A 19,010-nucleotide genomic window follows, 5' to 3' on the forward strand; every position below is an offset into this window, starting at 1 on the left:
GATATTTGATAATCATTCGGCAATCCTGCCGGCTTCAGCATAGTTCGGACGGCAAGGGCTTGGAGGATCTGATGGCTGCGCACGGTTTGATGGCAATCGGGGACCGGCTTGCGGTCGAGGGCGGCGATCGCCATCCCCATGCAGTGCAGCGGCTGCGCGAAGCGTTCCCGCAATTGCATGTCCTTCCGGCAACCGAGGCGCCGGCCGGCGTTCCCCGTCTTCGCCTCATCGAGGATCGCCATTTAGCCGAAGGGGCCTTTGACATCGAGGTCGAATCGGGTGAGCGGGCTGGGATCACGCTGCGGGGCGGCCCTTTCTCGGGGGTCATCTACGGAATGCAAGAATGGATCGACAAGGCAGGCTGGCGCGACGGTGGCCTTGCGATTGCCGACTTTCCGCTTCGCGGCGCGCCGGGCCTTGCCTATCGCGCCTGGTGGACCTGGGATCATTCGACGAACTGGGAGCTTTCCCAGATCGGCCACCAGGAGATCGGCGTCTTCAATCCTTATGGCAAGCCGCCGGCCGGGTTCCTCGCCGACTATAAGCGGGCCGTCGATTTCGCCAGCCGAAACCGCATCGCCGCGATCATCATCTATGGCTTCCTGCGCGACTCGCATGGTGGCATCGCCGCGGCGCAGGAGCTGTGCCGCTACGCCAACGAGCGCGGCGTGCGCATCCTTCCGGGTATCGCGGTCGGTGCCTATGGCGGCGTCTATTGGGAAGGCGAGCATCGCTACAATCTCTCGACCTGGCTGCGCGGCCATCCCGATATCGGCTCCACGCTGGAAAAGGGTGTCGGCTTCCAGATCGCCGATCTCGACTTCCCGCTCGCCTTCCCGCGCAGCGACTATACCGTTGCCGCCTGTCCGTCGCGGCCCGAGACCATGGAATGGATGACCGAGGCGGTCGCCTGGCTGGCCGAGACCTTCGAGATCGGCGGCATCAATATCGAGAGCGGCGATTATGGCGTCTGCGGCTGCGAGCGCTGCCGGGCGCGGCGCGGCGAGCGGGAGGATGGCAGCCGCCGCAGCGGCGATCTCGAATCCTGGTCCTATGCCGATATGGCCGACAATTTTCCGCGCCTGATGGAAGCGGCCCGAGGCAAGCGCGACGATCTCTGGCTGTTCTGCGAACTGCAATGGGACAATCTGCTGGATCCGGGTGCCCATGGTGCACTCGCCGGCATGCCGCAGGGCGGCATCTACCAGCACACGCTGAACCGCAGCTACTGGAACCGCCTCAACGCCGAACTGACGCGCGCGGACGTCGCGCGGCTGCCGACCAGGACCAACATCCTGCGCTGCCAGTTCGCCAGCCAATGGAACGGCGACCGGCGGACCGAGCGCTACGCCTTCAACGGGCGCAGCTTCGCCGAAATGTGCCGCAAGGCCGCCGATGTCGGCATGCAGGGACTGACCGTCTGGGGTGAGGCTTCACCCTATCTGGCGACAACGGAACTCAGCTATTTGGCCTTCGGCCGCTTCGGCTACGACCCGGATCTTTCCTGGGAGACTTTCCTCGCCGAGGATGCGGCGCCTCTGTTCGGCGGGCTGGCGGAGGCGGAGCAGTTCATTGCCATCGCTGAGGAGATCGACTGCCATGCCGAATTGCCGGATGCGCGGTTGAAGTCGTTTGCCGGCGTTGCTCTGGACGGCGCGCGCCATGGGGACGATGCCGTGGCGCGGCGCTGGCTGAGCCTCGCCGACCGGATCGGCCGCCGTCGCTATATGGGCGGCTGATCATGGCGGATAACCTCTATGACGGGCCGATCGTCGATCCCCATCATCATCTCTGGGATCGCAGCCTGCATCGCCATGCCTGGCTGGAGGGCGCCAGCGACCCGGCGCTGGCCGACCAATTGCCGGCGGACTATCACGCCGCGGTCTCCGGGCACAATGTCGTTGCGAGCGTGCATGTCGAAGCCAATTGGGATCCGGCCAACCCTTATGGCGAGGTTGAATGGCTGGACGGGCTCGATCGGTCCGGCGGCATCGCCGCGCGTTATGTCGCCGGCGCGAATCTCGCCGATCCGAAGGTCGAGGCGCTGCTGGCGCGCTATGCGGCGCATCCCCGTGTGGTTGGCATCCGCGACATACTGAGCTGGCACCCGGATCCGGCGAAGCGCTTCGTCGATCAGCGCGAGCGGATGAACGATCCCTCGTGGCAGCGTGGGCTCGCCTGTCTCGCCGGTCACAGTCTGAGTTTCGATCTGATGATAACGCCCTGGCAGATGGACAGCGCGGCACGGCTCGTCGCCGATTTCCCCGAGACGTTCTTCGTCCTCAATCATTGCGGCAGCCCGATCGACCGCGATCGCGAGGGCATGGCGCATTGGCGTCGCGGGCTCCGAGAATTGGCGCGGGCGCCCAATCTGGCGCTGAAGATCTCCGATCCGGTCGCCTATGACCCGGACTGGACGCTGGAAAGCCTGCGTCCGGTGGTGCTCGACTGCATCGACGCCTTCACACCCGCGCAATGCCTGTTCGCCAGCGACTATCCGGTCGTTGCCCTGCATGCGTCGTTCGGCGCGATCTACGATGCCTTCAAGACGATCGTTTCCGGCTTCAGCGACAGCGAGCAGCGCGCGATGTTCGAGGCGAATGCCCGTGCCGCATATCGTCTGCCAGACGAGTTCTAGCCTTCCGTTCCATTGCGCAGGCGGTCAAGGATGATCGTGCGCATGGAGCGGATGGCGGCGCGGTAATTGAAGTCCGGGAACATCATGTTGCGGAACAGGGCGCCGTCGAGGAAGGTAGAAATGAAGGTCGCCATCTGCTTCGGCCGCGTCGGCTTGAAGATGCCGCTTTCGACGCCTTCGCGGATCGCCTGGCCGAGCACCACGGCTTCCTTCTCGTAAAAGGTGCGGATCGCCTCGTCGATCTTCTCGGTCCGGTTATGCGTGCTCGCATAGTCGAGGCTGACCTTGGCGAGTTTCTGCATCAGCTGGAATTGCGTGATGTGGATCTCGATCCAGGAAGCGATGACCTCGTCGGGCGACTTGGCGTTGTCGCGGATCTTCTCGAATTTCTCAAAGGCGGCCGCCACGGTCATCTCCACGGCCTTCAGGAACAGTTCTTCCTTGCTGCCGAAATAATAATACATCAGCGACGGGTTGAAGCCCGTCGCCTTGGCGATGTCCTTGATCGTCACGGTGGAATAGTTCTGGTCGGCGAACAGGTCGAGCGCGACGTTGAGCAGCGTTTCGGATGTCGCCGGACTTGCATCGGTCTTGGAGACGGAGCGCAGCCGGCCGCGCGGCGCCTTGGCTTCGGCCCTCGCAGATACCGTCTCGTCCGACGCCGCGGCCGGCACGCTTCGTCCAGCTTTCGGCGCCGCCATCTGCCTCTTGGTCATTGGAAACCCGTCATCTGCGCGGCCGGAAGGATCGTGCCGACCACCCCCTCTTGAGCGCCACGCCCACGAAAATCTGTCAAGCGGAACCTGCCGCCGGCACAATCTGCACTGGCATTACCCACAGCGGTGCTCAATATCGCCCCCTCATCGGTCGCCATCATGGAGATAGGCCGAGAGGTGCCAGGTCGCGACGCCGCCGCCGTCGACGGCCAGGGTCTGCGCCGTCACATAGGCGGCTTCATCGGAGGCGAGGTAGGTGACGGCCTTCGCGATGTCGATCGTGCGGCCGGGGCGCTTCAGCGGCAGGCGCGAGACTTCCTTGATCAGCCAAGGCTCCTTCACTTCCCAATCGGTATCGGGATCGCGGATGGCGCCGGGGCTGACGCCGTTGACGCGGATGCTAAAGGGCGACCATTCGAGCGCCATCTGCTGAGTCAGGCTCACCACCGCCGCCTTCGAGGAACCATAGGCGCCGGAGCGCGGGAAGGAGCGGTGGGCCGAGGCGGCGATGATGTTCACGATCGAGCCCGCATTCTGCTTCATCATCACGCGTGCGACGGCGGCGCTCACGAGGAATGTGCCCTTGACGTTGACGGCGTAGACTGCGTCCCAATCGGCTTCGGAGAGCGTTTCCAACGCGCCCGGTCGGCCAAGGCCGGCATTGTTGACGAGGATGTCGATCCGGCCGAAATGTCCCGCCACCTTCGCCACCATGGCATCGACAGAGGCTTGCTGCGTCACGTCGGCCTCGACGGCGATCGCCTCGGGGCCGAGTTCGCCCGCCAGCGCCTCAGCTCCGGGTAAGTCACCCTTGGTGACGATGGCGAGGATCGCGCCCTCGCGCGCCATCTCCTCGGCGATGGTCCTCCCCATGCCCCGCCTTCCGCCGGTGACGATCGCCACCCGCCCGGCGAGGCGTCCTGTCGCTGCCGTCATGTCCTGTCTCCCGGTTGCGGGTTGCTGGAAGGATTGCGCCGGCTGCGCTCGACGATCGAGCGGCCGCAGATATAGCCCCAGGTCAGGTTCGGCCCGATCGTCGTTCCGGCACCTACCGCGCGGGTGCCGATCGGGTTGGCCATGGCAACGCCGGCGCAGTAGAGCCCGTCGATCCGGGAGCCGTCCGGTCGCAGCACGGCGCCCGACGCGTCGGTGCGCGGCCCGCCCTTGGTCGAGACGAAGGATCGGTTGAAGGGTATGGCGATGAACGGCGCGGCCAGGATCGGCTCCAGCGTCTTGCGGGCTCGTCGCCGGCCGATGGCGCGCCCGCTGGATTCGCGGCCGAACTCCGCGTCGGCGCCGCGTGCGGCAAAGCCGTTGAAGCGTTCGACACTCGCCGCCAGCGCTTCGATCGGAAGGCCTATCCCCTCGGCCAGCTGCTCGATCGTGGGAGCCGCTCGTAGCCAGCCGGATTTCAGTCGGGCTGCCTTGCCAAGGATGGGCAGCCGCTTCAAGAGCGCCGTATCGCTGATGAGCCAGGCCGGCAAATGGAGCGGCGCGCCGGTCGCCGCCTCGCGGGCATCGAGCGTCTCCGAGAAATTGAAGTCGTGCTCGTTGGCAAAGCGCCGGCCGGCGGCGTCGACGACGATCGTGTTCGGTTCGCGGTGGAGATACAGGCTGATGCCCTGCAGCGCGCCCTCATAGCGGAAGGGCGCACCGGCGCTCAGATTGGCCTCACCCATATGGGCAAGGGCGGCACCGGCTGCCTCGGCCATGCGATGGCCGTCGCCGCTGTTTCCCGAGGGACTGGTGAGGAAGTCGGTGGGGCCGGGGAAGTGGACTTCGCGCCGATTGGCATCCCATTCGAAGCCGCCGGTCGCGATCACCACACCGTGCCGCGCCTCGATCCGGGCGCGCTTGCCATCCAACTCGGCAAGACAGCCGGTCACCACGCCCTGCGGATCGATCATCAATTGGAAGACGCGGGCCTCGGTCTCGATCGCGCAGCCCCGGTCGATGCAGCCCTTGAGGAGACCTGTGACGAGCGCGGTGCCGTTGCCGCGCCGACCAGTCATGAGTCGGCAAAGCAACCGGGGCCAGATCCGGAGCGCGGCGCGCCAGGGATGGTGGAAGACGTCGAGCGCCTGGATCTCCTGATAGGTGAAGAGATGTGTCAGCATCGGCGGGCGCAGCCGCCTCCGCTGGCGCCCGAGGATGCGGCGGCTCAGCGGCGCCGGCGACAGCATGCGGCCGAAGTCCCGCGCGCCCGGCAGGTCCGGCAGCGGGTCGGGATCCTGGGTCAGTTCGAAGCGCAGCGGCGTCGAGGCCTCGAGGAAAGCGAGCATTTTTGGCGCGGCCTCGACGAGGCTTTGCCAGAGGGCGTCCTCGGTCTCGCGCCATCCGGGCGGGGCGACGGCGCGAATATAGGCAAGGGCGTCCTCGGGCGTATCGGCGATGCCGGCGGCCGCCATGTGGTGATTGGCCGGAACCCACGTGCCGGCACCGGAAAGCGCCGTCGTCCCGCCCAGCTTGGCGGTCTTTTCGAGGATGAGCGTCGAGAGCCCGGCCGCCGACGCCGTGAGCGCGGCGGCGAGTGCCGCTGAGCCGGAGCCGATGACGGCAACGTCGCAGGTCAGGACCGTTTCCGTCATCTTTCCCGTCCGGTCAGAATCCGGCGAGCGGATGCGGGATATAGGGCTCTTCCAGCGCCGTGACCTCGTCTGCGGTCAGCTTGACCCCCAGCGCCGCGACGGCGTCGTCGAGGTGATGCAGCTTCGTCGCGCCGATGACGGGCGAGACGACCGATCTCTTCTGCATCAGCCAGGCGAGCGCGACCTGAGCGGGCGGCAGTTCCTTTTTGCCGGAGATCTCGCGCAGCCGCTCGACCACGGCATTGTCGGCGGCTTCCGTCGCCGAATAGAGATATTTCGCATATTGGTCGCCCGAGGCACGCGAGGTGTCGTCGGTGGTGCGCGCGAGGCGGCCGCGGGCGAGTGGGCTCCAGGGCGTGACGCCGATGCCTTCTGCCGCGCAGAGCCCCATCATCTCCCTCTCCTCTTCGCGATAAAGCAGGTTCCAATGGTTCTGCATCGAGATGAAGCGAGCCCAGCCATGACGGTCCGAAAGCTGCAGCGCCTTAGAGAACTGCCAGGCGAACATGGTCGAGGCGCCGATATAGCGGGCCTTCCCCATCTTCACGACGTCTGTCAGCGCCTCCAGTGTCTCCTCGATCGGCGTCGTCTCGTCCCAGCGATGGATGATGTAGAGGTCGACATAGTCGGTGCCGAGCCGCTTCAGGCTGGCATCGATCTCGGTCATCACGGCCTTGCGAGACAGGCCGCGCGAGTTCGGATCCTTGCGCATCGGATTATAGAGCTTGGTCGCGATCACGACCTCGTCGCGAGGAACGAGGTCGCGTATGGCGCGGCCGAGCACTTCCTCGCTGGCGCCGGCCGAGTAGATATTGGCCGTGTCGAAGAAGTTGATGCCGAGGTCGAGCGCATGCTTGTAGAAGGGCCGGCTGTCCTCCTCGCTCAAAAGCCAGTTATGGCCGCCGGGTTTCGGGATGGTGAAGGTCATGCAGCCGAGGCAGAGGCGGGAAACCTTGAGGCCGCTGCGGCCGAGATTCACATAGTCCATGTTCGGGCGTTCCTTTGGCGTAGAGGGCGCGCTTGTTTGGCGCGTCCCTTCAGGATGCGGCTATGGTTCAGCCCTGCACGCGGCTGCGGACATAGTTGGCGAACTGCCAGACCGTCTTCTCCAGATGGCTGAGGCGCCCGACGGTGGCGAGCGAGGATTGCGCGCCGATCTGCTGCATGTCGTTGACCTCGATGTCCTCCTGGAAGATCGCCATGCCGGTCTCACGGATATTGTCGATGATCTCCTGGTAGTTCGGCAGCGCCAGCGCTTCTTTCTTCACCAGCACCTGGCGGAACCAGATGCATTTGTTCACCGAGACCGGGATGATCGTCGTCCAGTGGATGCGGTCGGCATTGGTGTTGAACAAGGTGGTCGGATAGATCGAATAGAGGCCGCCATTGCGCAGCACTTCGTCGCTCAGGCCTTCGAATTCCGGGAGGCCAGTCTTGGTCCGCTCGGCGATCGGCAGGTCGGGGCGCCAGGGCGCGTAGCAAACCGTCCAGCCCTTGCCGCCATCACCGCCGAAGGAGAAGCGGCCCGGCGCATGGGGCTCGGCCGTCTTCGAATGTGCACCGATGTGGTGGTAGCACTCCATGAAGGTCTCGACGGCGATCTTCCAGTTGAAATTGCACTCATATTTGTAGCTGAAGGCGAGGACGAGCTCGTCCATGTCGTAGCGGGCGAAGGTGGCGTCGAGGTCCGAAAGCCGGTCGGCCAGTGAATCCGCGTCGCCCGAGAGGTTGATGTAGATCGTGCCATGCCAGATCTCGCTGCGGATTTCCGGCAGCTTGCAGCTCTTCGGATCGAAGCCCTCGGCCTCATCCATATGCGGGGCGGCCTTCAACTGGCCGTCGAGGCCATAGGCCCAGCGGTGGAAAGGGCAGGAGAACAGCTTGGTATTGCCCTCGCCCGAGACGACCGGCGCCCAGCGATGCAGGCAGACGCGCGACATGACGCGGATGCGATCGGCACCGCGCACGACGACGAGCAACTCGTTCAGGACGTCGATAGTGACATAGTCGCCGACATTGGGGATCTGCGCGACATGGGCGACAGCGATCCAGTCGGTACGGAAGATCTTCTCGACCTCCAGGTCGAAGAAAGCCTGCGAGCCGTAGGATTCCGGCGGCAGCGTCTCGGCATGGGCAAGATCCTGGTTCGATCCGGCCAGCACGGCGCTCCTCAGTTCTTCGATCTCGACGGCTTCGGTCTCGCCGAGCGCGGGATTGACGCGGGGATTCATCGGTCGTGTCTCCTTCGGCTGTGGCCCGGCAGGCGGGCTATCTTGTCAGGCGGTAGCGGCGTTCAGGGCAAAGCGGATATCGGGGGCGGGCGCCTCGCGGCGTCCGATGCGGTCCAGCGGGCCGACCTCGCGCTCGATGAGCGGGATCACCTCGGCGCCGAAGCGCTCCAGCGAACGCCGCGCCATGGCGATCGGCAGGTCGCCGAACTGGAAGAACGTGCTGTAATGGTGCGGATCGAAGGCGCGGATCTCGGCGACGATGCGCTCGGCCACATGGTGCGGGTCGCCGGCGATGATGAAGTCGCGCACGGTCTCCAGCGGCGGCTCGTCCGGCAGCGGCGGCGGGTCGAGCATGGAACCGTCGAGTTTCGGGGCCGGCGAGTTCAGATGCGTGGCAAGGCGGCCCACCGAGAGCGCGTGCTCGGCGGCAATCAGCGCGTCCTTCGGGTCGTCGGTGACGTGGATATATTGCTGGACCGCGATCGGGCGGGGCTTGCGGCCGAGCACGGCTTCCCAATGCTTCAGCATCTTGTCGGCGCCGGTCATCAGCGCCGGTGTGCCGCGCCATCCCGTGGTGATAAACGGCACGGGATCGAGATGGCCCAGCGCGCTCAGGATGCGCGGATCATTGGTGGTCAGGAACAGTTCGGAGAGGATCGATCGCCGGGGCTTCAACAGGAAGACCGATTCGGGGACCTGGATATATTTGCCGGCGAAGCAGGCGCGCCCATCGGTGAGGATCTGTTCGACGATCGCCCAATATTCGAGGAAGATCTCCGTCTTCTCCTCGACGCTGACATGGTAGCGGGCGAACTCATAGGGCTGATAGCCGGTGCCGACGCCGAGCATGGCGCGACCCTCGCTCAACTGGTCGAGCAGGGCGATCTCCTGCGCCACCCGCATCGGATGATAGAGTGGCAGCACGACCACCGCGGCGCCCACTTTGATGCGGCTGGTCTCGCCGGCCATGTAGGCGGCGAGCATAAGTGGCGAGACGCTGATCGAATAATTGGTGAAATGGTGCTCGGCGAACCAGGCGGTGCCGAAGCCGATATCCTCGGCGAGCTTGACCAGGCTGCGGGTGTCGGCGACCACGCCCGACAATCCGCCGGGATTGCCGCGATAGGTCATCAGGTTGAACAGGCCGAATTCCATTGGAAGACCTCGCGGGATCAGGCTGCGGGCATGCCGCCGGGCGGGCTGTTTCGGCCCGTGAACGGCAGCAGGGAGTGGAGGAAGTGTTTCGGCGTGGCGCGCCGCGTGCTGCGGCCCATGCGCCGTTCGATGCGGCTTTGGACGGCTGTCAGCACGGTGGTGATGACGAGGTACCAGAAGCAGGCGACGAGCAGCAGCGGGATGGTCTGGTAGTTGCGCGAATAGACCATCTGCGCCGAATAGAGCAGTTCGCCAAGCGAGATGATCGACACGATCGACGTCCCCTTCAGCATGCCGATGACCTGGTTGCCGGTCGGCGGGATGATGCTGCGCATCGCCTGCGGGATGATGATCCGCCGCATGATTTTCGTCCGCCGCATGCCGAGCGCGCGGGCCGCGTCCTCCTGGCCGCTGTCGATCGACAGGATGCCGCCGCGGATGATCTCGGCCATATAGGCCGCCTCGTTCAGGCCGAGGCACAGCACGGCCGCCGTATAGGGTGTGATCAGATCGTTGACCGAGCCCTCGACGAAGGTGATGCCAAGAAAGGGAATGCCCAGAAAGTAGCGCGGATAGAGTGCGGCCAGATTGTACCAGAAGATCAGCTGGACCATGACCGGCGTGCCGCGGAAGAACCAGATATAGGCGGCGCTAACCTTGGAGACGATCACATTGTCGGAGATGTGCATCACCGCCAGGACGATGCCGAACAGGATGCCGACGGCCATGACGACGAGCGTCAGCCAGAGCGTCATCCAGGCACCTTTCAGGATCAGCGGGTCGAACAAATAGTGGCCGACCGTCGGCCAATGGAAATTCGGATTGGTCGCGACAGACCAGGCGGCGAGGCCGACGAGGACCAGGACGATGCCGGCGGCGATCCACTGGCCGATATGACGGCTTGGCGCGACGACAAGGTTGTCCCCCTCGCGTTCGTCGATCGAGCTGCTCGGCGCGGTTCCGCTGATGACGGCATCCTGGATCATGGTCCGGGTCTCCTCGTGAGGCGGTGAAATCACGGGGCTGGAGGGAGCCGGCCCCTTCATGAGGCCGGCTCCCTCCCGATGGGATCAGAGTTCCGGCTGAACGATCGGGCGCTGCGTAGCGAGATTGATGCCAGGATCGAGGAGCTTGGCGTGGCCGACGCGATACTTGTCCCAGATCGTGTCGTAGGCGCCGTCGGCGATGACGCCCTTCAGCGCCGCGAGCAGCGCCTCGGAGAGCTTCGTGTTGTCCTTGTTGACGATCGCGCCCATGTAGGTGCGCTTGTTCAAGGCGTTGGGGAAACTCTTGACCGGGCTCGGCGCTGCCTTCTGCATCTCGTCGAAGGCAACCACGGCGCCGAGCATGAAGTCGATCCGGCCGGCGAAGAGGCCGGTCATCACGGCTGCCGCCTGCGGCACTTCGCTGATCTGGATCGGCGGCTTGCCCTTCTTCGCGCAATAGTCCGAAAAGACCTGCAGATTGTCGATGAAGTTCGTTCCCGACTGCCCCGCCGTCTTCAGACCGCACAGCGAGGTGAAGTCGCCTTCCTTGATGACCGGGTTCGAGGCCATGAAGTAGATGGCGTCGCCATAATCATAGGAATAGTCGACGAAAGTGAGCTGCTGCTCACGCTCGGCCGTATCGGTGATGCATTCGATCGCCATGTCGAAGCGCTTGGACAGGATGCCGGGGATGAGGCCGGCGAAGTCGATCGACTCGGCCTTGACCTCGACACCGAGCTTCTGACCCATGGCGCGCCACAGATCCGGCCCGAAGCCCAGCATGGTGACGTTGTCCTCGGCGAAATATTCGCAAGGCGGATAATGCGCGTCGGTGCCGAGCTTGATGACGCCCGAGGCCTTGATGTCGTCGGGAAGCAGGTCGAAGGCGGCCTGGTCCTTGGTGAGGACGGGAATGCCGGCGCTGGCTTCCTGGGCGTCGGCTGTGATCGGCGCAAGGAGCGCGCCGACGAGGCCGAGGACCGGCAGCAAACGGGAGACAGTCTTGAAGAGCATCGCGTTCTTGCCTTTCGTTCTGCGCGCCTGAGGCGCCTCTGGATGGTGCTCGCCCCGGATCCCTTGTTCTGTTCTTGGATCCGGCAACGTCGAAAAGGTGCCGTCTTTCGGCCCCTTGAAAGGGTTAGCAAGTGCCATGCCAATTAATCGAACGATCAATTAAGTTAGCAATTCCCGGACGGGCGCGCGGCCTTGAGTGAATCTGGGCCTGAAGTCCGCGAGGTCCGGATGGCGGATATGCCTGCGAATGATGCGCATTAATTAATCATTCAATTAATTGACAGGCACGGGATGCGGCCGGATGGCGGTTCGGTCGGAGGGAAATGGCCCGCTTCGCATCTGGCACGAGATTCGCTTTCAAGGATGGCATGGGCCGACATCCGGTCAAACGCCGCCTCCGGGCGACACCCATGAGGAGACGCCATGCTCTGGCAGCCCCGTACCCAATTGCAGCGACCACGCCCGGAAGGCGTCGTGCCGGACCGGCCGATGGTGGTCGCGCGCCAGGTCATGAAGAGCTATGACGGAACGCTGGTTCTGCGCGGTGTCGACCTGACCGTCGAGCGGGGTGAGGTTCTGTGCCTGATCGGCCCGTCGGGCTCGGGCAAGTCGACCTTCCTGCGCTGCATCAACCATCTCGAGAAGATCGATGCTGGCGCGCTCCATGTTGATGGCGAGTTCGTCGGCTATCGCCGGGTCGGCAATCGGCTGCATGAGCTGCCCGACCGGGTGGTGGCCGCCAAGCGGGCCGAGATCGGCATGGTGTTCCAGCGCTTCAATCTCTTCGCGCACAAGACCGCGCTGGAAAATATCGTCGAGGCGCCGATCCAGGTGCGCGGCGAGGATCCGAAGGCTGCCGCCGAGCATGCGCGCGAATTGATGGCGTGCGTCGGTCTCGGCCACCGGCTCGATGCCTATCCCGGCCAGCTCTCCGGCGGCCAGCAGCAGCGCGTTGCCATCGCCCGCGCGCTGGCCATGCGCCCGAAACTCCTGCTTTTCGACGAACCGACGAGCGCGCTCGACCCGGAACTGGTCGGCGAGGTTCTCGACGTGATGCGCGATCTGGCGACCGAGGGCATGACGATGATCGTCGTCACCCATGAGATGGCCTTCGCCCGCGAGGTCGCGAACCGGATCGCCTTCATGGACCAGGGCGCGGTGGTCGAAACGCATGCGCCGGCGGAGTTCTTCGGCTCGCCGCGTCATCCGCGCACCCGCGCCTTCCTCTCCAAGATTCTCTAGGCGGAGCCGCTCCATGGAAACCGATCCGACTGAATTGTTAATTGAACGTTCGATTAGCGCAAACTATGGCGTGGCCGCCCGGTCGGGACCGGGGTGCGGATCCAGTGGGAAACGCGGACGACCGTCGCCAGCCTCTCCGAGGGAGTTTTGAACCATGAGCGGGACCGGCGGCAGCCTGAGCGCCAGCGGCGCGGTACAATGGGACGAGCTTTCGTTCGAGGCGATCGCCGATCTGCGGGCGCGCGGCATCGACATGGCGATCCTGCCGGTCGGTGCGACGGAGCAGCACGGGCCGCATCTGCCAACCGGCGTCGATACGCTCTCGGTGCTGGCGGTGGCGGAAGGCGTGTCGGCGCGGACGTCGATCCCCGTGCTGCCGGTGCTTCCCTATGGCTGTTCGATGGGTCATTCCGACAAATGGCCGGGCACGCTGTCGCTTCGTCCGGAGACGCTGGCGGCGATGGTGCTGGAGATCGCCGGCTGGCTGCGCCGCTCGGGCTTCACGCGCCTCGTGCTTCTCAACGGTCATGTGACCAATTGGGCGCCACTGCGCTGTGCGCTGGAAAACATCCGCGCCGATCTGCCGGACATGCGGATCGCACTCCGCTCGATATGGGAAATCTCATCGGATGTGCGCGCGCTCTATGAATATGACGGCGGCACCAACTGGCATGCCAATGACGCCGAAACGTCGCTGATGCTGCATTTGCGGCCGGAACTGGTGGCGCTCGACAAGGCGGTGGACGAACCGAACCGCGCCGCCTGCTGCTTCTTCTCCTACACGGTCGACAAGGAGAGCCGCACCGGGACGGTCGGCCTGCCGAGCCGTGCCACGCCGGAATTCGGCGCCCGGCTGCTCGATCTCTGTGTCGACAGCCTCTCCGCGCAGCTGCAGGCCGCGCTCGCCGAAAGCACCCCCCTCGAGGATTGGACGGCGGATTCGATGCCGCTGCCGCCTCGCCCCCTTTCCCGCATGATCGCTGATGGAGCCTGATGGAGATGGATGCAAAGCTCGGAAACGCGGCCTCGCCCGACAGTGTCGACCTGAAGACGAAGCTTACGGAGGCGTCCGTCCGCTATCTGATGGCGAGCTATGTCGACATGCACGGCGTGTCGAAGGCCAAGATGGTACCCGTCGATCATCTCGAGCAGATGATGGATGGATCGGAGCTCTTTACCGGTGCGGCGCTTGATGGCGTACCGCAGGCCGTCAATGACGAGGAAGTCTCCGCCCATCCGGACGGTCGGTCGATGGCCGTCCTGCCCTGGCGGCCGGAGGTGGCGTGGTTCGCCAGCGATCTCTGGCTCGGCGGCGCGCCGTTCGAGGCCTGCAGCCGCGGCATCCTGAAGCGCCAGATGGCCGATGCCGCGTCGCTCGGCTACATTTTCAACCTCGGCATGGAGGCGGAGTTCTACGTTCTCGCCGATACGCCCGACGGTCCGAAGCCCTTGTCGGAACGCCGGCTCTCCAAGCCCTGTTATGACGGCTCGATGCTGCTCGACAATCTGACCTGGATCGATCAGATGGTGTCGGCGATGAACAAGCTCGGCTGGGATGTCTACTCCTTCGACCAGGAGGACGGCCTCGGCCAGTTCGAGATCGATTTCAATTATGCCGACGCGGTCACCATGTCCGACCGCTTCACCTTCCTGCGTCTGATGGCCAGCAACATTGCTCGGCAGAATGGCGCTTTCGCCAGCTTCATGCCCAAGCCCTATGCGGACCGCACCGGTTCCGGTGCCCATTTCAACATGTCGTTTGCCGACATCGCCTCGGGTCGCAACGCTTTTGCCGACCCCGCCGATCCGCGCGGCTGCGGCCTCTCCAAGCTTGGCTACCAGTTTATCGCGGGCGTGCTCCGGCATCTGCCGGCGATCTGCGCCGTGGTTGCGCCGACGGTGAACAGCTATAAGCGTCTGGTCAAACAGGGCAGCATGTCGGGCTTCACCTGGGCGCCGATCTTTGCCTGCTATGGCAACAACAACCGTACCAACGCGCTGCGCATCCCGCTTTCGGGCGGACGCGTCGAATTGCGCGCGGCCGACAGTGCCTGCAATCCCTATCTGGGCGCTGCCATGGTGCTGGCCGCTGGCCTCGAAGGCATCCGAGAGGAACTGGATCCCGGCGAGCCGAACCGCGGCAACATGTATGAAAGCTCCGAGGCGGAACTCACCGCCCGCGGTATTCGCCAATTGCCGCGCACGCTTGGCGAGGCGGTGGAAGCCTTTGCCGCCGATCCGCTGTCGCGGCAGGTGCTGGGCGAGGGCATGGCCAATAGCTGGACCGACTACAAGCGCGGCGAATGGCTCTCCTATATGGCGCATGTCTCGCAATGGGAGCAGGACCGCTATCTCCGTTTCTTCTGAGGATTGCGAAGCCCGCGCCTTGGTGGCGTGGGCGTCTCTCGAACGAGCAGGAGATCGCATGGCCGGACCATCGACACACCGCGTCGTCGGCATCAGCGGTAACATCACGCGCCCGTCCAAGACCTTTGCGCTGGTTGAGGAGATCGCGCGCTCGATCGGCGAGCGCCACCGCATGCCATGGCGGGCCATCGACCTCGTCGATCTCGGCCCTTCGCTAGGATCGTCGACGAGCCTGGGCTCGCTCGATCCCGCCGCCCGCGATCTCGTTCGTGGGATTCTGGCGGCGGACGTGCTCGTGATCGGCACGCCGATCTACAAGGGCAGCTATTCCGGGCTGCTCAAGCATTTCTTCGATCTGCTTGAACCCGCCTCGCTGATGGGCAAGACGGTTCTGCTCGCCGCGACCGGCGGCAGCGATCGCCATACACTGGCGATCGAATATCAGTTGCGGCCTTTGATGAGCTTCTTCATGACGCATACGGTCCCGACCGGCGTCTATGCGACTGCGTCCGACTTCATCGACGGAAGGCCGGGGAGCCTCGCCTTCCGCAATAGGATTCAACTGGCGATGGACGAGGTCGATCGCCTGCTCGCCCCGCCCTATGCTGCCTCTTCTTTTGAAACGCACCCCTCCAACCGGGAAACCGCCTGATGGCTACTCTCACGCCCTTCCATATCGCCTTCCCCGTCGACGATCTGCCGGCAGCCCGCGCCTTCTATGGCGAACTGCTCGGCTGCGAGGAGGGCCGCAGCTCTGACCATTGGATCGATTTCAGCCTGTTCGGGCACCAGATCGTTGCCCATTACAAGCCGAAGGCCGAAGGCGAGACCGGCCCGCACCACAATCCGGTTGACGGTCACGACGTGCCCGTGCCGCATTTCGGTGTCGTGCTGGAAATGCCGGAATGGGAGGCCCTCGCCGAGAAGCTGAAGGCAGCGAACGTCAAGTTCGTGATCGAGCCCTATATCCGCTTCAAGGGCCAGGTCGGCGAGCAGGCGACGATGTTCTTCTTCGATCCGGCCGGCAATGCGCTGGAATTCAAGGCCTTCGCCGATATGAGCCAGATCTTCGCGAAGTAAGGCGCTAGCGCCATGCCTCGGCGGAAGGCAGCCCGCCAAGGCTCTGCGCGATGCGATCGGCGGCGGCGATGACCGCCTCGGCCAGCGCCGGAATGGCACTGCTGCCCACGACCTGCTTCAAGCCGGTCACGCTGATCGCGCCGACGACTTGGCCGGCGCGGTCGAAAATCGAGGTGGCGACGCAGAGGACGCCCTCATTGTCCTCCTCGTCATCCGTTGCATAGCGTCGCTCCGCGATCCGGCCCAATTCCGCGTCCATCGCGGCGAGGTCCGTGATCGTGCTCGGCGTGCGCCTTGGCATGCCGGTTCGCTGCAGGATATTGAGCGCCGTCTCGCGCGACAGCGCCGCCAGCATGGCCTTGCCGACGCCCGAGCAATGCGGCAGCTCGCGCCTTCCGAGCGCAGCGTCGAAGCGAACCGCACCGGGCGCGTCGACGCGTCCCACCACAACGGCAAAGCCGTCATCCAGGATCGCCACGCGTGACGTCATCGCCAGAAGCTGCGTCAAATCGCGCAGCTCCGGCATGGCGAGATCGGCCAGCGCGATGTTGGCGATCGCGAGATCGCCCAGCCGGACCATGGTCATGCCCAGCCGGTAGCGGCGGGCCATGCCGTCGCCGGTATCGGCCACCAGTCCTCGCGCCAGGAGAGTTTGCAGGATGGCGTAGGTCGCGGCTTTCGACAGCGACGCGCCCAATGCGAGATCGGTCAGGCGGGCGCCCTCCCGTCCGGCCGATGCCACGAGTTCGAGCACGTCGAGCGCCCGCCCAAGGCTCTGAACCCGATAGCTCTCGTCCGTCATCCGATTCTCCGGCCGAATTTCGGGATGGATCGCCGCCAGCCGGCTCGATTGACACCCCAATTGAAGCGGCGTAGCGTATTGCTATACAAAACACTGTTTTGCAATACGAAACAAGCGGGCATATCGGTGTGACGATCGCGGTGGCCAAAAGTTGGCGGACGGCCTCGCCGGGTTCCCTGTTTCGGTTGCTTCGGGCGGGATGGACGGCATGGATACGGACTTCGAGAACGCGCGCTATCCGAGCTTGAAGGGTCGGGTCGTCTTCGTCACCGGCGGGGGAAGCGGCATCGGCGCCAGCCTCGTCGAACATTTCGCCGCGCAGGGCGCGCGGGTGAGTTTCGTCGACATTGCCGAGGCGCCGTCGCGCGCGCTCGTGGACCGGATCGCCGCGGCCGGCCATGCGGCCCCCGATTTCATCCCCTGCGATCTGCGCGATATCGAGGCGCTGCAGGCGGCGATCGCCACGACCCGCGACCGGCACGGACCGATCCGCGTTCTGCTCAACAATGCCGGCAATGACGATCGCCACCGCACTGAGGACGTCACGGTCGCCTATTGGGACGACCGGATGGCGGTCAATGTGCGCCACCAGTTCTTCGCCGCGCAGGCTGTGCGCCCGCAGATGCGTGAGGCCGGCGGCGGCTCGATCGTGAATTTCGGCTCGATCACCTGGATGGTCGGCGATGCCGATTGTCCGGCTTATGTGACGAGCAAGGCCGCGATCACCGGCATGACGCGGGCGCTGGCGCGCGAGTTTGGCCCCGAGCGCATCCGGGTCAACTGCATGATTCCGGGGTGGGTCATGACCGAGCGGCAGATGACGTTGTGGCTGAACGCCGATGGCGAGCGGCAGATTGCCGAGCGCCAGTGCCTGGCCGACCGGCTGCAGCCTTCTGACATTGCCCGCATGGCCCTGTTCCTCGCCGCCGATGACAGCCGCATGTGCACGTCGCAGCCGTTCATCGTCGATGGCGGCTGGGTCTGAGAGCGAAGCGATTGGTGAAGCGGAGGACGGGATAGGGATCCGTCCAAGCTTTGCCTTCATCCGGCGGTCCGACCGCCGGAAGCTGGAACGAACGACAAGAACCAACCAGAGGAGAACCGTCGTGATCGATTTTGCAAAGGCCAGTCGCGGCCTTGTGACCGCAGCCGCGTTGGCGGCTGGGCTCTGGGCATCGGCCGCATCGGCCGAGTCGCTGCGGATCCTGGCCTGGGAAGGCTATGCCGACAAGGATTGGGTGGCCGATTTCGAGAAGGAAACCGGCATCGACGTCAACGTCGTCTTCATCGGCAGCGATGATGAGATCTGGGCCAAGATCAAGGGCAGCGAGGGCAAGGACTTCGACCTCTTCGCGGTCAATACGGCCCAGCTGCAGCGCTATATCGACGCGAAGCTGGTCACGCCGTTCGACCTCGACAAAATCCCGAACCAGAAGGACGTGCTGCCGCGCTTCGCCGATATCACCAAGATCACCGGTGACAGCCGCGACGGCAAAATCTACGGCATTCCGTTCTGCTTCGATTCGATCGGCCTGATCTACGACACCGACAAGGTGAACCCGGCCCCGACCGGCATGGATGTCCTGTGGGATCCGAAATATCAGGGCAAGGTGCTCGCCTATGACAATGGCGAGCATAATTTCTCCTTCACCGCGCTGACGCTCGGCATCGAGAACCCGTTCCATCTCAGCGACGCGCAGATGCAGCAGGTCAAGGACAAGCTGATCGCGCTGAAGCCGAACGTCCTCTCCTTCTATACGACCGCCGACGAGGCGCAGCAGATCTACCAGAACAACGATGTCGCGCTGATCTGGGCCAACTACGGCCAGCAGCAGGTCAAGGCGCTGCAGAAGATCGGTGCCCATGTCGCCTATATCAATCCGAAGGAGGGCGCGCTCGCCTGGCTCGACAATTGGACGATGACCAGTGGGGTCCAGAACAAGGATGCCGCCGAGAAGTGGGTCAATTTCGTCCTGCAGAAGAAGATCAGCGGCCAGCTTTCGGAGCGTACCGGCTTCGGCAATACGGTGGTCGACACCGGCAGCGCCAATCCGAACGACAAGCTCGTCTGGCTCGAGCAGGTCGAGGATCCGCTGAAGCGCTCTGACTTGTGGAACGAGATCAAGGCAGCCCCCTGATCCCGGTTCGCTTCGGCTGAAGCTTCATAGGATCTGGGTCCGGCCATAGCCGG

The 19,010-nt window shown here is 64.5% G+C and carries 18 protein-coding genes; 9 read left to right on the forward strand and 9 right to left on the reverse strand.

Translation table 11 applies throughout. The annotated features are described in order from the left end of the window. Window positions 1-71: 71 nt before the first annotated feature. Both OSH05_RS10495 and OSH05_RS10500 read left to right on the forward strand, forming a co-directional pair. Complete coding sequence (locus OSH05_RS10495) at window positions 72-1,739, forward strand: hypothetical protein (protein WP_133163155.1); 1,668 nt, start codon at window positions 72-74, stop codon at window positions 1,737-1,739. 2 nt (window positions 1,740-1,741) lie between these two features. Continuing rightward, entirely contained in the window at window positions 1,742-2,638 is an 897-nt protein-coding gene (locus OSH05_RS10500; RefSeq protein ID WP_104220794.1) for an amidohydrolase family protein, read from the forward strand. Here OSH05_RS10500 and OSH05_RS10505 read toward each other — a convergent pair. From OSH05_RS10505 to OSH05_RS10540, 8 genes are all read right to left on the reverse strand, one after another. Continuing rightward, complete coding sequence (locus OSH05_RS10505) at window positions 2,635-3,354, reverse strand: TetR/AcrR family transcriptional regulator (protein ID WP_207778811.1); 720 nt, start codon at window positions 3,352-3,354, stop codon at window positions 2,635-2,637. The genes OSH05_RS10500 and OSH05_RS10505 overlap by 4 nt on opposite strands. Before the next feature lie 144 nt (window positions 3,355-3,498). Beyond that, window positions 3,499-4,290: an SDR family NAD(P)-dependent oxidoreductase gene (locus tag OSH05_RS10510; protein WP_104220793.1), complete on the reverse strand. Its 792-nt coding sequence runs from the start codon at window positions 4,288-4,290 to the stop codon at window positions 3,499-3,501. Beyond that, window positions 4,287-5,942 (reverse strand): FAD-dependent oxidoreductase, encoded by a 1,656-nt coding sequence (locus tag OSH05_RS10515; protein ID WP_104220792.1) that lies wholly within the window; start codon window positions 5,940-5,942, stop codon window positions 4,287-4,289. Before OSH05_RS10515 ends, OSH05_RS10510 begins: the two co-directional genes overlap by 4 nt. 13 nt (window positions 5,943-5,955) lie before the next feature. Then, entirely contained in the window at window positions 5,956-6,930 is a 975-nt protein-coding gene (locus OSH05_RS10520) for an aldo/keto reductase (protein ID WP_104220791.1), read from the reverse strand. Window positions 6,931-6,997: 67 nt separating this feature from the next. Beyond that, window positions 6,998-8,173 carry an aromatic ring-hydroxylating oxygenase subunit alpha gene (locus OSH05_RS10525; RefSeq protein ID WP_104220790.1) on the reverse strand — a complete coding sequence of 392 codons (1,176 nt, stop codon included), beginning with the start codon at window positions 8,171-8,173 and terminating at the stop codon, window positions 6,998-7,000. Window positions 8,174-8,218: 45 nt separating this feature from the next. Next, window positions 8,219-9,328 carry an LLM class flavin-dependent oxidoreductase gene (locus OSH05_RS10530; RefSeq protein ID WP_104220789.1) on the reverse strand — a complete coding sequence of 370 codons (1,110 nt, stop codon included), beginning with the start codon at window positions 9,326-9,328 and terminating at the stop codon, window positions 8,219-8,221. 17 nt (window positions 9,329-9,345) lie between these two features. Beyond that, complete coding sequence (locus tag OSH05_RS10535; protein WP_104220788.1) at window positions 9,346-10,314, reverse strand: amino acid ABC transporter permease; 969 nt, start codon at window positions 10,312-10,314, stop codon at window positions 9,346-9,348. An 84-nt stretch (window positions 10,315-10,398) separates the two neighbouring features. Next, entirely contained in the window at window positions 10,399-11,328 is a 930-nt protein-coding gene (locus tag OSH05_RS10540; RefSeq protein WP_165801690.1) for an ABC transporter substrate-binding protein, read from the reverse strand. Between the two features lie 489 nt (window positions 11,329-11,817). Between OSH05_RS10540 and OSH05_RS10545 the strand changes: the two genes are divergently transcribed. The 5 genes from OSH05_RS10545 (at window position 11,818) to OSH05_RS10565 (ending at window position 16,017) form a co-directional block, all read left to right on the forward strand. Then, window positions 11,818-12,570 (forward strand): amino acid ABC transporter ATP-binding protein, encoded by a 753-nt coding sequence (locus tag OSH05_RS10545; protein WP_104220819.1) that lies wholly within the window; start codon window positions 11,818-11,820, stop codon window positions 12,568-12,570. A gap of 154 nt (window positions 12,571-12,724) precedes the next feature. Next, a complete protein-coding gene (locus tag OSH05_RS10550) occupies window positions 12,725-13,564 on the forward strand; it encodes a creatininase family protein (protein ID WP_104220786.1) in 840 nt (279 codons plus the stop codon). Between the two features lie 5 nt (window positions 13,565-13,569). Beyond that, complete coding sequence (gene glnT, locus OSH05_RS10555; protein ID WP_104220818.1) at window positions 13,570-14,937, forward strand: type III glutamate--ammonia ligase; 1,368 nt, start codon at window positions 13,570-13,572, stop codon at window positions 14,935-14,937. Between the two features lie 58 nt (window positions 14,938-14,995). Continuing rightward, entirely contained in the window at window positions 14,996-15,589 is a 594-nt protein-coding gene (locus OSH05_RS10560) for an NAD(P)H-dependent oxidoreductase (RefSeq protein WP_104220785.1), read from the forward strand. Continuing rightward, window positions 15,589-16,017 (forward strand): VOC family protein, encoded by a 429-nt coding sequence (locus OSH05_RS10565; protein WP_104220784.1) that lies wholly within the window; start codon window positions 15,589-15,591, stop codon window positions 16,015-16,017. The genes OSH05_RS10560 and OSH05_RS10565 overlap by 1 nt, the downstream gene beginning before the upstream one ends. Before the next feature lie 4 nt (window positions 16,018-16,021). Here the strand turns inward: OSH05_RS10565 and OSH05_RS10570 are convergent, their stop codons facing one another. Continuing rightward, window positions 16,022-16,819, reverse strand: coding sequence for an IclR family transcriptional regulator (locus OSH05_RS10570; RefSeq protein ID WP_104220783.1), 798 nt, complete (start codon window positions 16,817-16,819; stop codon window positions 16,022-16,024). A 208-nt stretch (window positions 16,820-17,027) separates the two neighbouring features. Here OSH05_RS10570 and OSH05_RS10575 point away from each other — a divergent pair, with 208 nt between their 5' ends. Both OSH05_RS10575 and OSH05_RS10580 read left to right on the forward strand, forming a co-directional pair. Then, window positions 17,028-17,804 carry an SDR family NAD(P)-dependent oxidoreductase gene (locus tag OSH05_RS10575; RefSeq protein ID WP_104220782.1) on the forward strand — a complete coding sequence of 259 codons (777 nt, stop codon included), beginning with the start codon at window positions 17,028-17,030 and terminating at the stop codon, window positions 17,802-17,804. Window positions 17,805-17,925: 121 nt separating this feature from the next. Next, complete coding sequence (locus OSH05_RS10580) at window positions 17,926-18,957, forward strand: ABC transporter substrate-binding protein (RefSeq protein WP_266352175.1); 1,032 nt, start codon at window positions 17,926-17,928, stop codon at window positions 18,955-18,957. Window positions 18,958-19,010 lie beyond the last annotated feature (53 nt).

This window comes from Kaistia algarum (genome assembly GCF_026343945.1).
GTDB classification, from domain to species: Bacteria; Pseudomonadota; Alphaproteobacteria; order Rhizobiales; family Kaistiaceae; genus Kaistia; species Kaistia algarum.

Bases quoted from the DNA above. Each gene is read 5' to 3' on its own strand.
- OSH05_RS10495 (WP_133163155.1), top strand. From the start codon at position 72: ATGGCTGCGCACGGTTTGATGGCAATCGGGGACCGGCTTGCGGTCGAG.
- OSH05_RS10500 (WP_104220794.1), top strand. From the start codon at position 1,742: ATGGCGGATAACCTCTATGACGGGCCGATCGTCGATCCCCATCATCAT.
- OSH05_RS10505 (WP_207778811.1), bottom strand. From the start codon at position 3,354: ATGACCAAGAGGCAGATGGCGGCGCCGAAAGCTGGACGAAGCGTGCCG.
- OSH05_RS10510 (WP_104220793.1), bottom strand. From the start codon at position 4,290: ATGACGGCAGCGACAGGACGCCTCGCCGGGCGGGTGGCGATCGTCACC.
- OSH05_RS10515 (WP_104220792.1), bottom strand. From the start codon at position 5,942: ATGACGGAAACGGTCCTGACCTGCGACGTTGCCGTCATCGGCTCCGGC.
- OSH05_RS10520 (WP_104220791.1), bottom strand. From the start codon at position 6,930: ATGGACTATGTGAATCTCGGCCGCAGCGGCCTCAAGGTTTCCCGCCTC.
- OSH05_RS10525 (WP_104220790.1), bottom strand. From the start codon at position 8,173: ATGAATCCCCGCGTCAATCCCGCGCTCGGCGAGACCGAAGCCGTCGAG.
- OSH05_RS10530 (WP_104220789.1), bottom strand. From the start codon at position 9,328: ATGGAATTCGGCCTGTTCAACCTGATGACCTATCGCGGCAATCCCGGC.
- OSH05_RS10535 (WP_104220788.1), bottom strand. From the start codon at position 10,314: ATGATCCAGGATGCCGTCATCAGCGGAACCGCGCCGAGCAGCTCGATC.
- OSH05_RS10540 (WP_165801690.1), bottom strand. From the start codon at position 11,328: ATGCTCTTCAAGACTGTCTCCCGTTTGCTGCCGGTCCTCGGCCTCGTC.
- OSH05_RS10545 (WP_104220819.1), top strand. From the start codon at position 11,818: ATGGTGGTCGCGCGCCAGGTCATGAAGAGCTATGACGGAACGCTGGTT.
- OSH05_RS10550 (WP_104220786.1), top strand. From the start codon at position 12,725: ATGAGCGGGACCGGCGGCAGCCTGAGCGCCAGCGGCGCGGTACAATGG.
- glnT (WP_104220818.1), top strand. From the start codon at position 13,570: ATGGATGCAAAGCTCGGAAACGCGGCCTCGCCCGACAGTGTCGACCTG.
- OSH05_RS10560 (WP_104220785.1), top strand. From the start codon at position 14,996: ATGGCCGGACCATCGACACACCGCGTCGTCGGCATCAGCGGTAACATC.
- OSH05_RS10565 (WP_104220784.1), top strand. From the start codon at position 15,589: ATGGCTACTCTCACGCCCTTCCATATCGCCTTCCCCGTCGACGATCTG.
- OSH05_RS10570 (WP_104220783.1), bottom strand. From the start codon at position 16,819: ATGACGGACGAGAGCTATCGGGTTCAGAGCCTTGGGCGGGCGCTCGAC.
- OSH05_RS10575 (WP_104220782.1), top strand. From the start codon at position 17,028: ATGGATACGGACTTCGAGAACGCGCGCTATCCGAGCTTGAAGGGTCGG.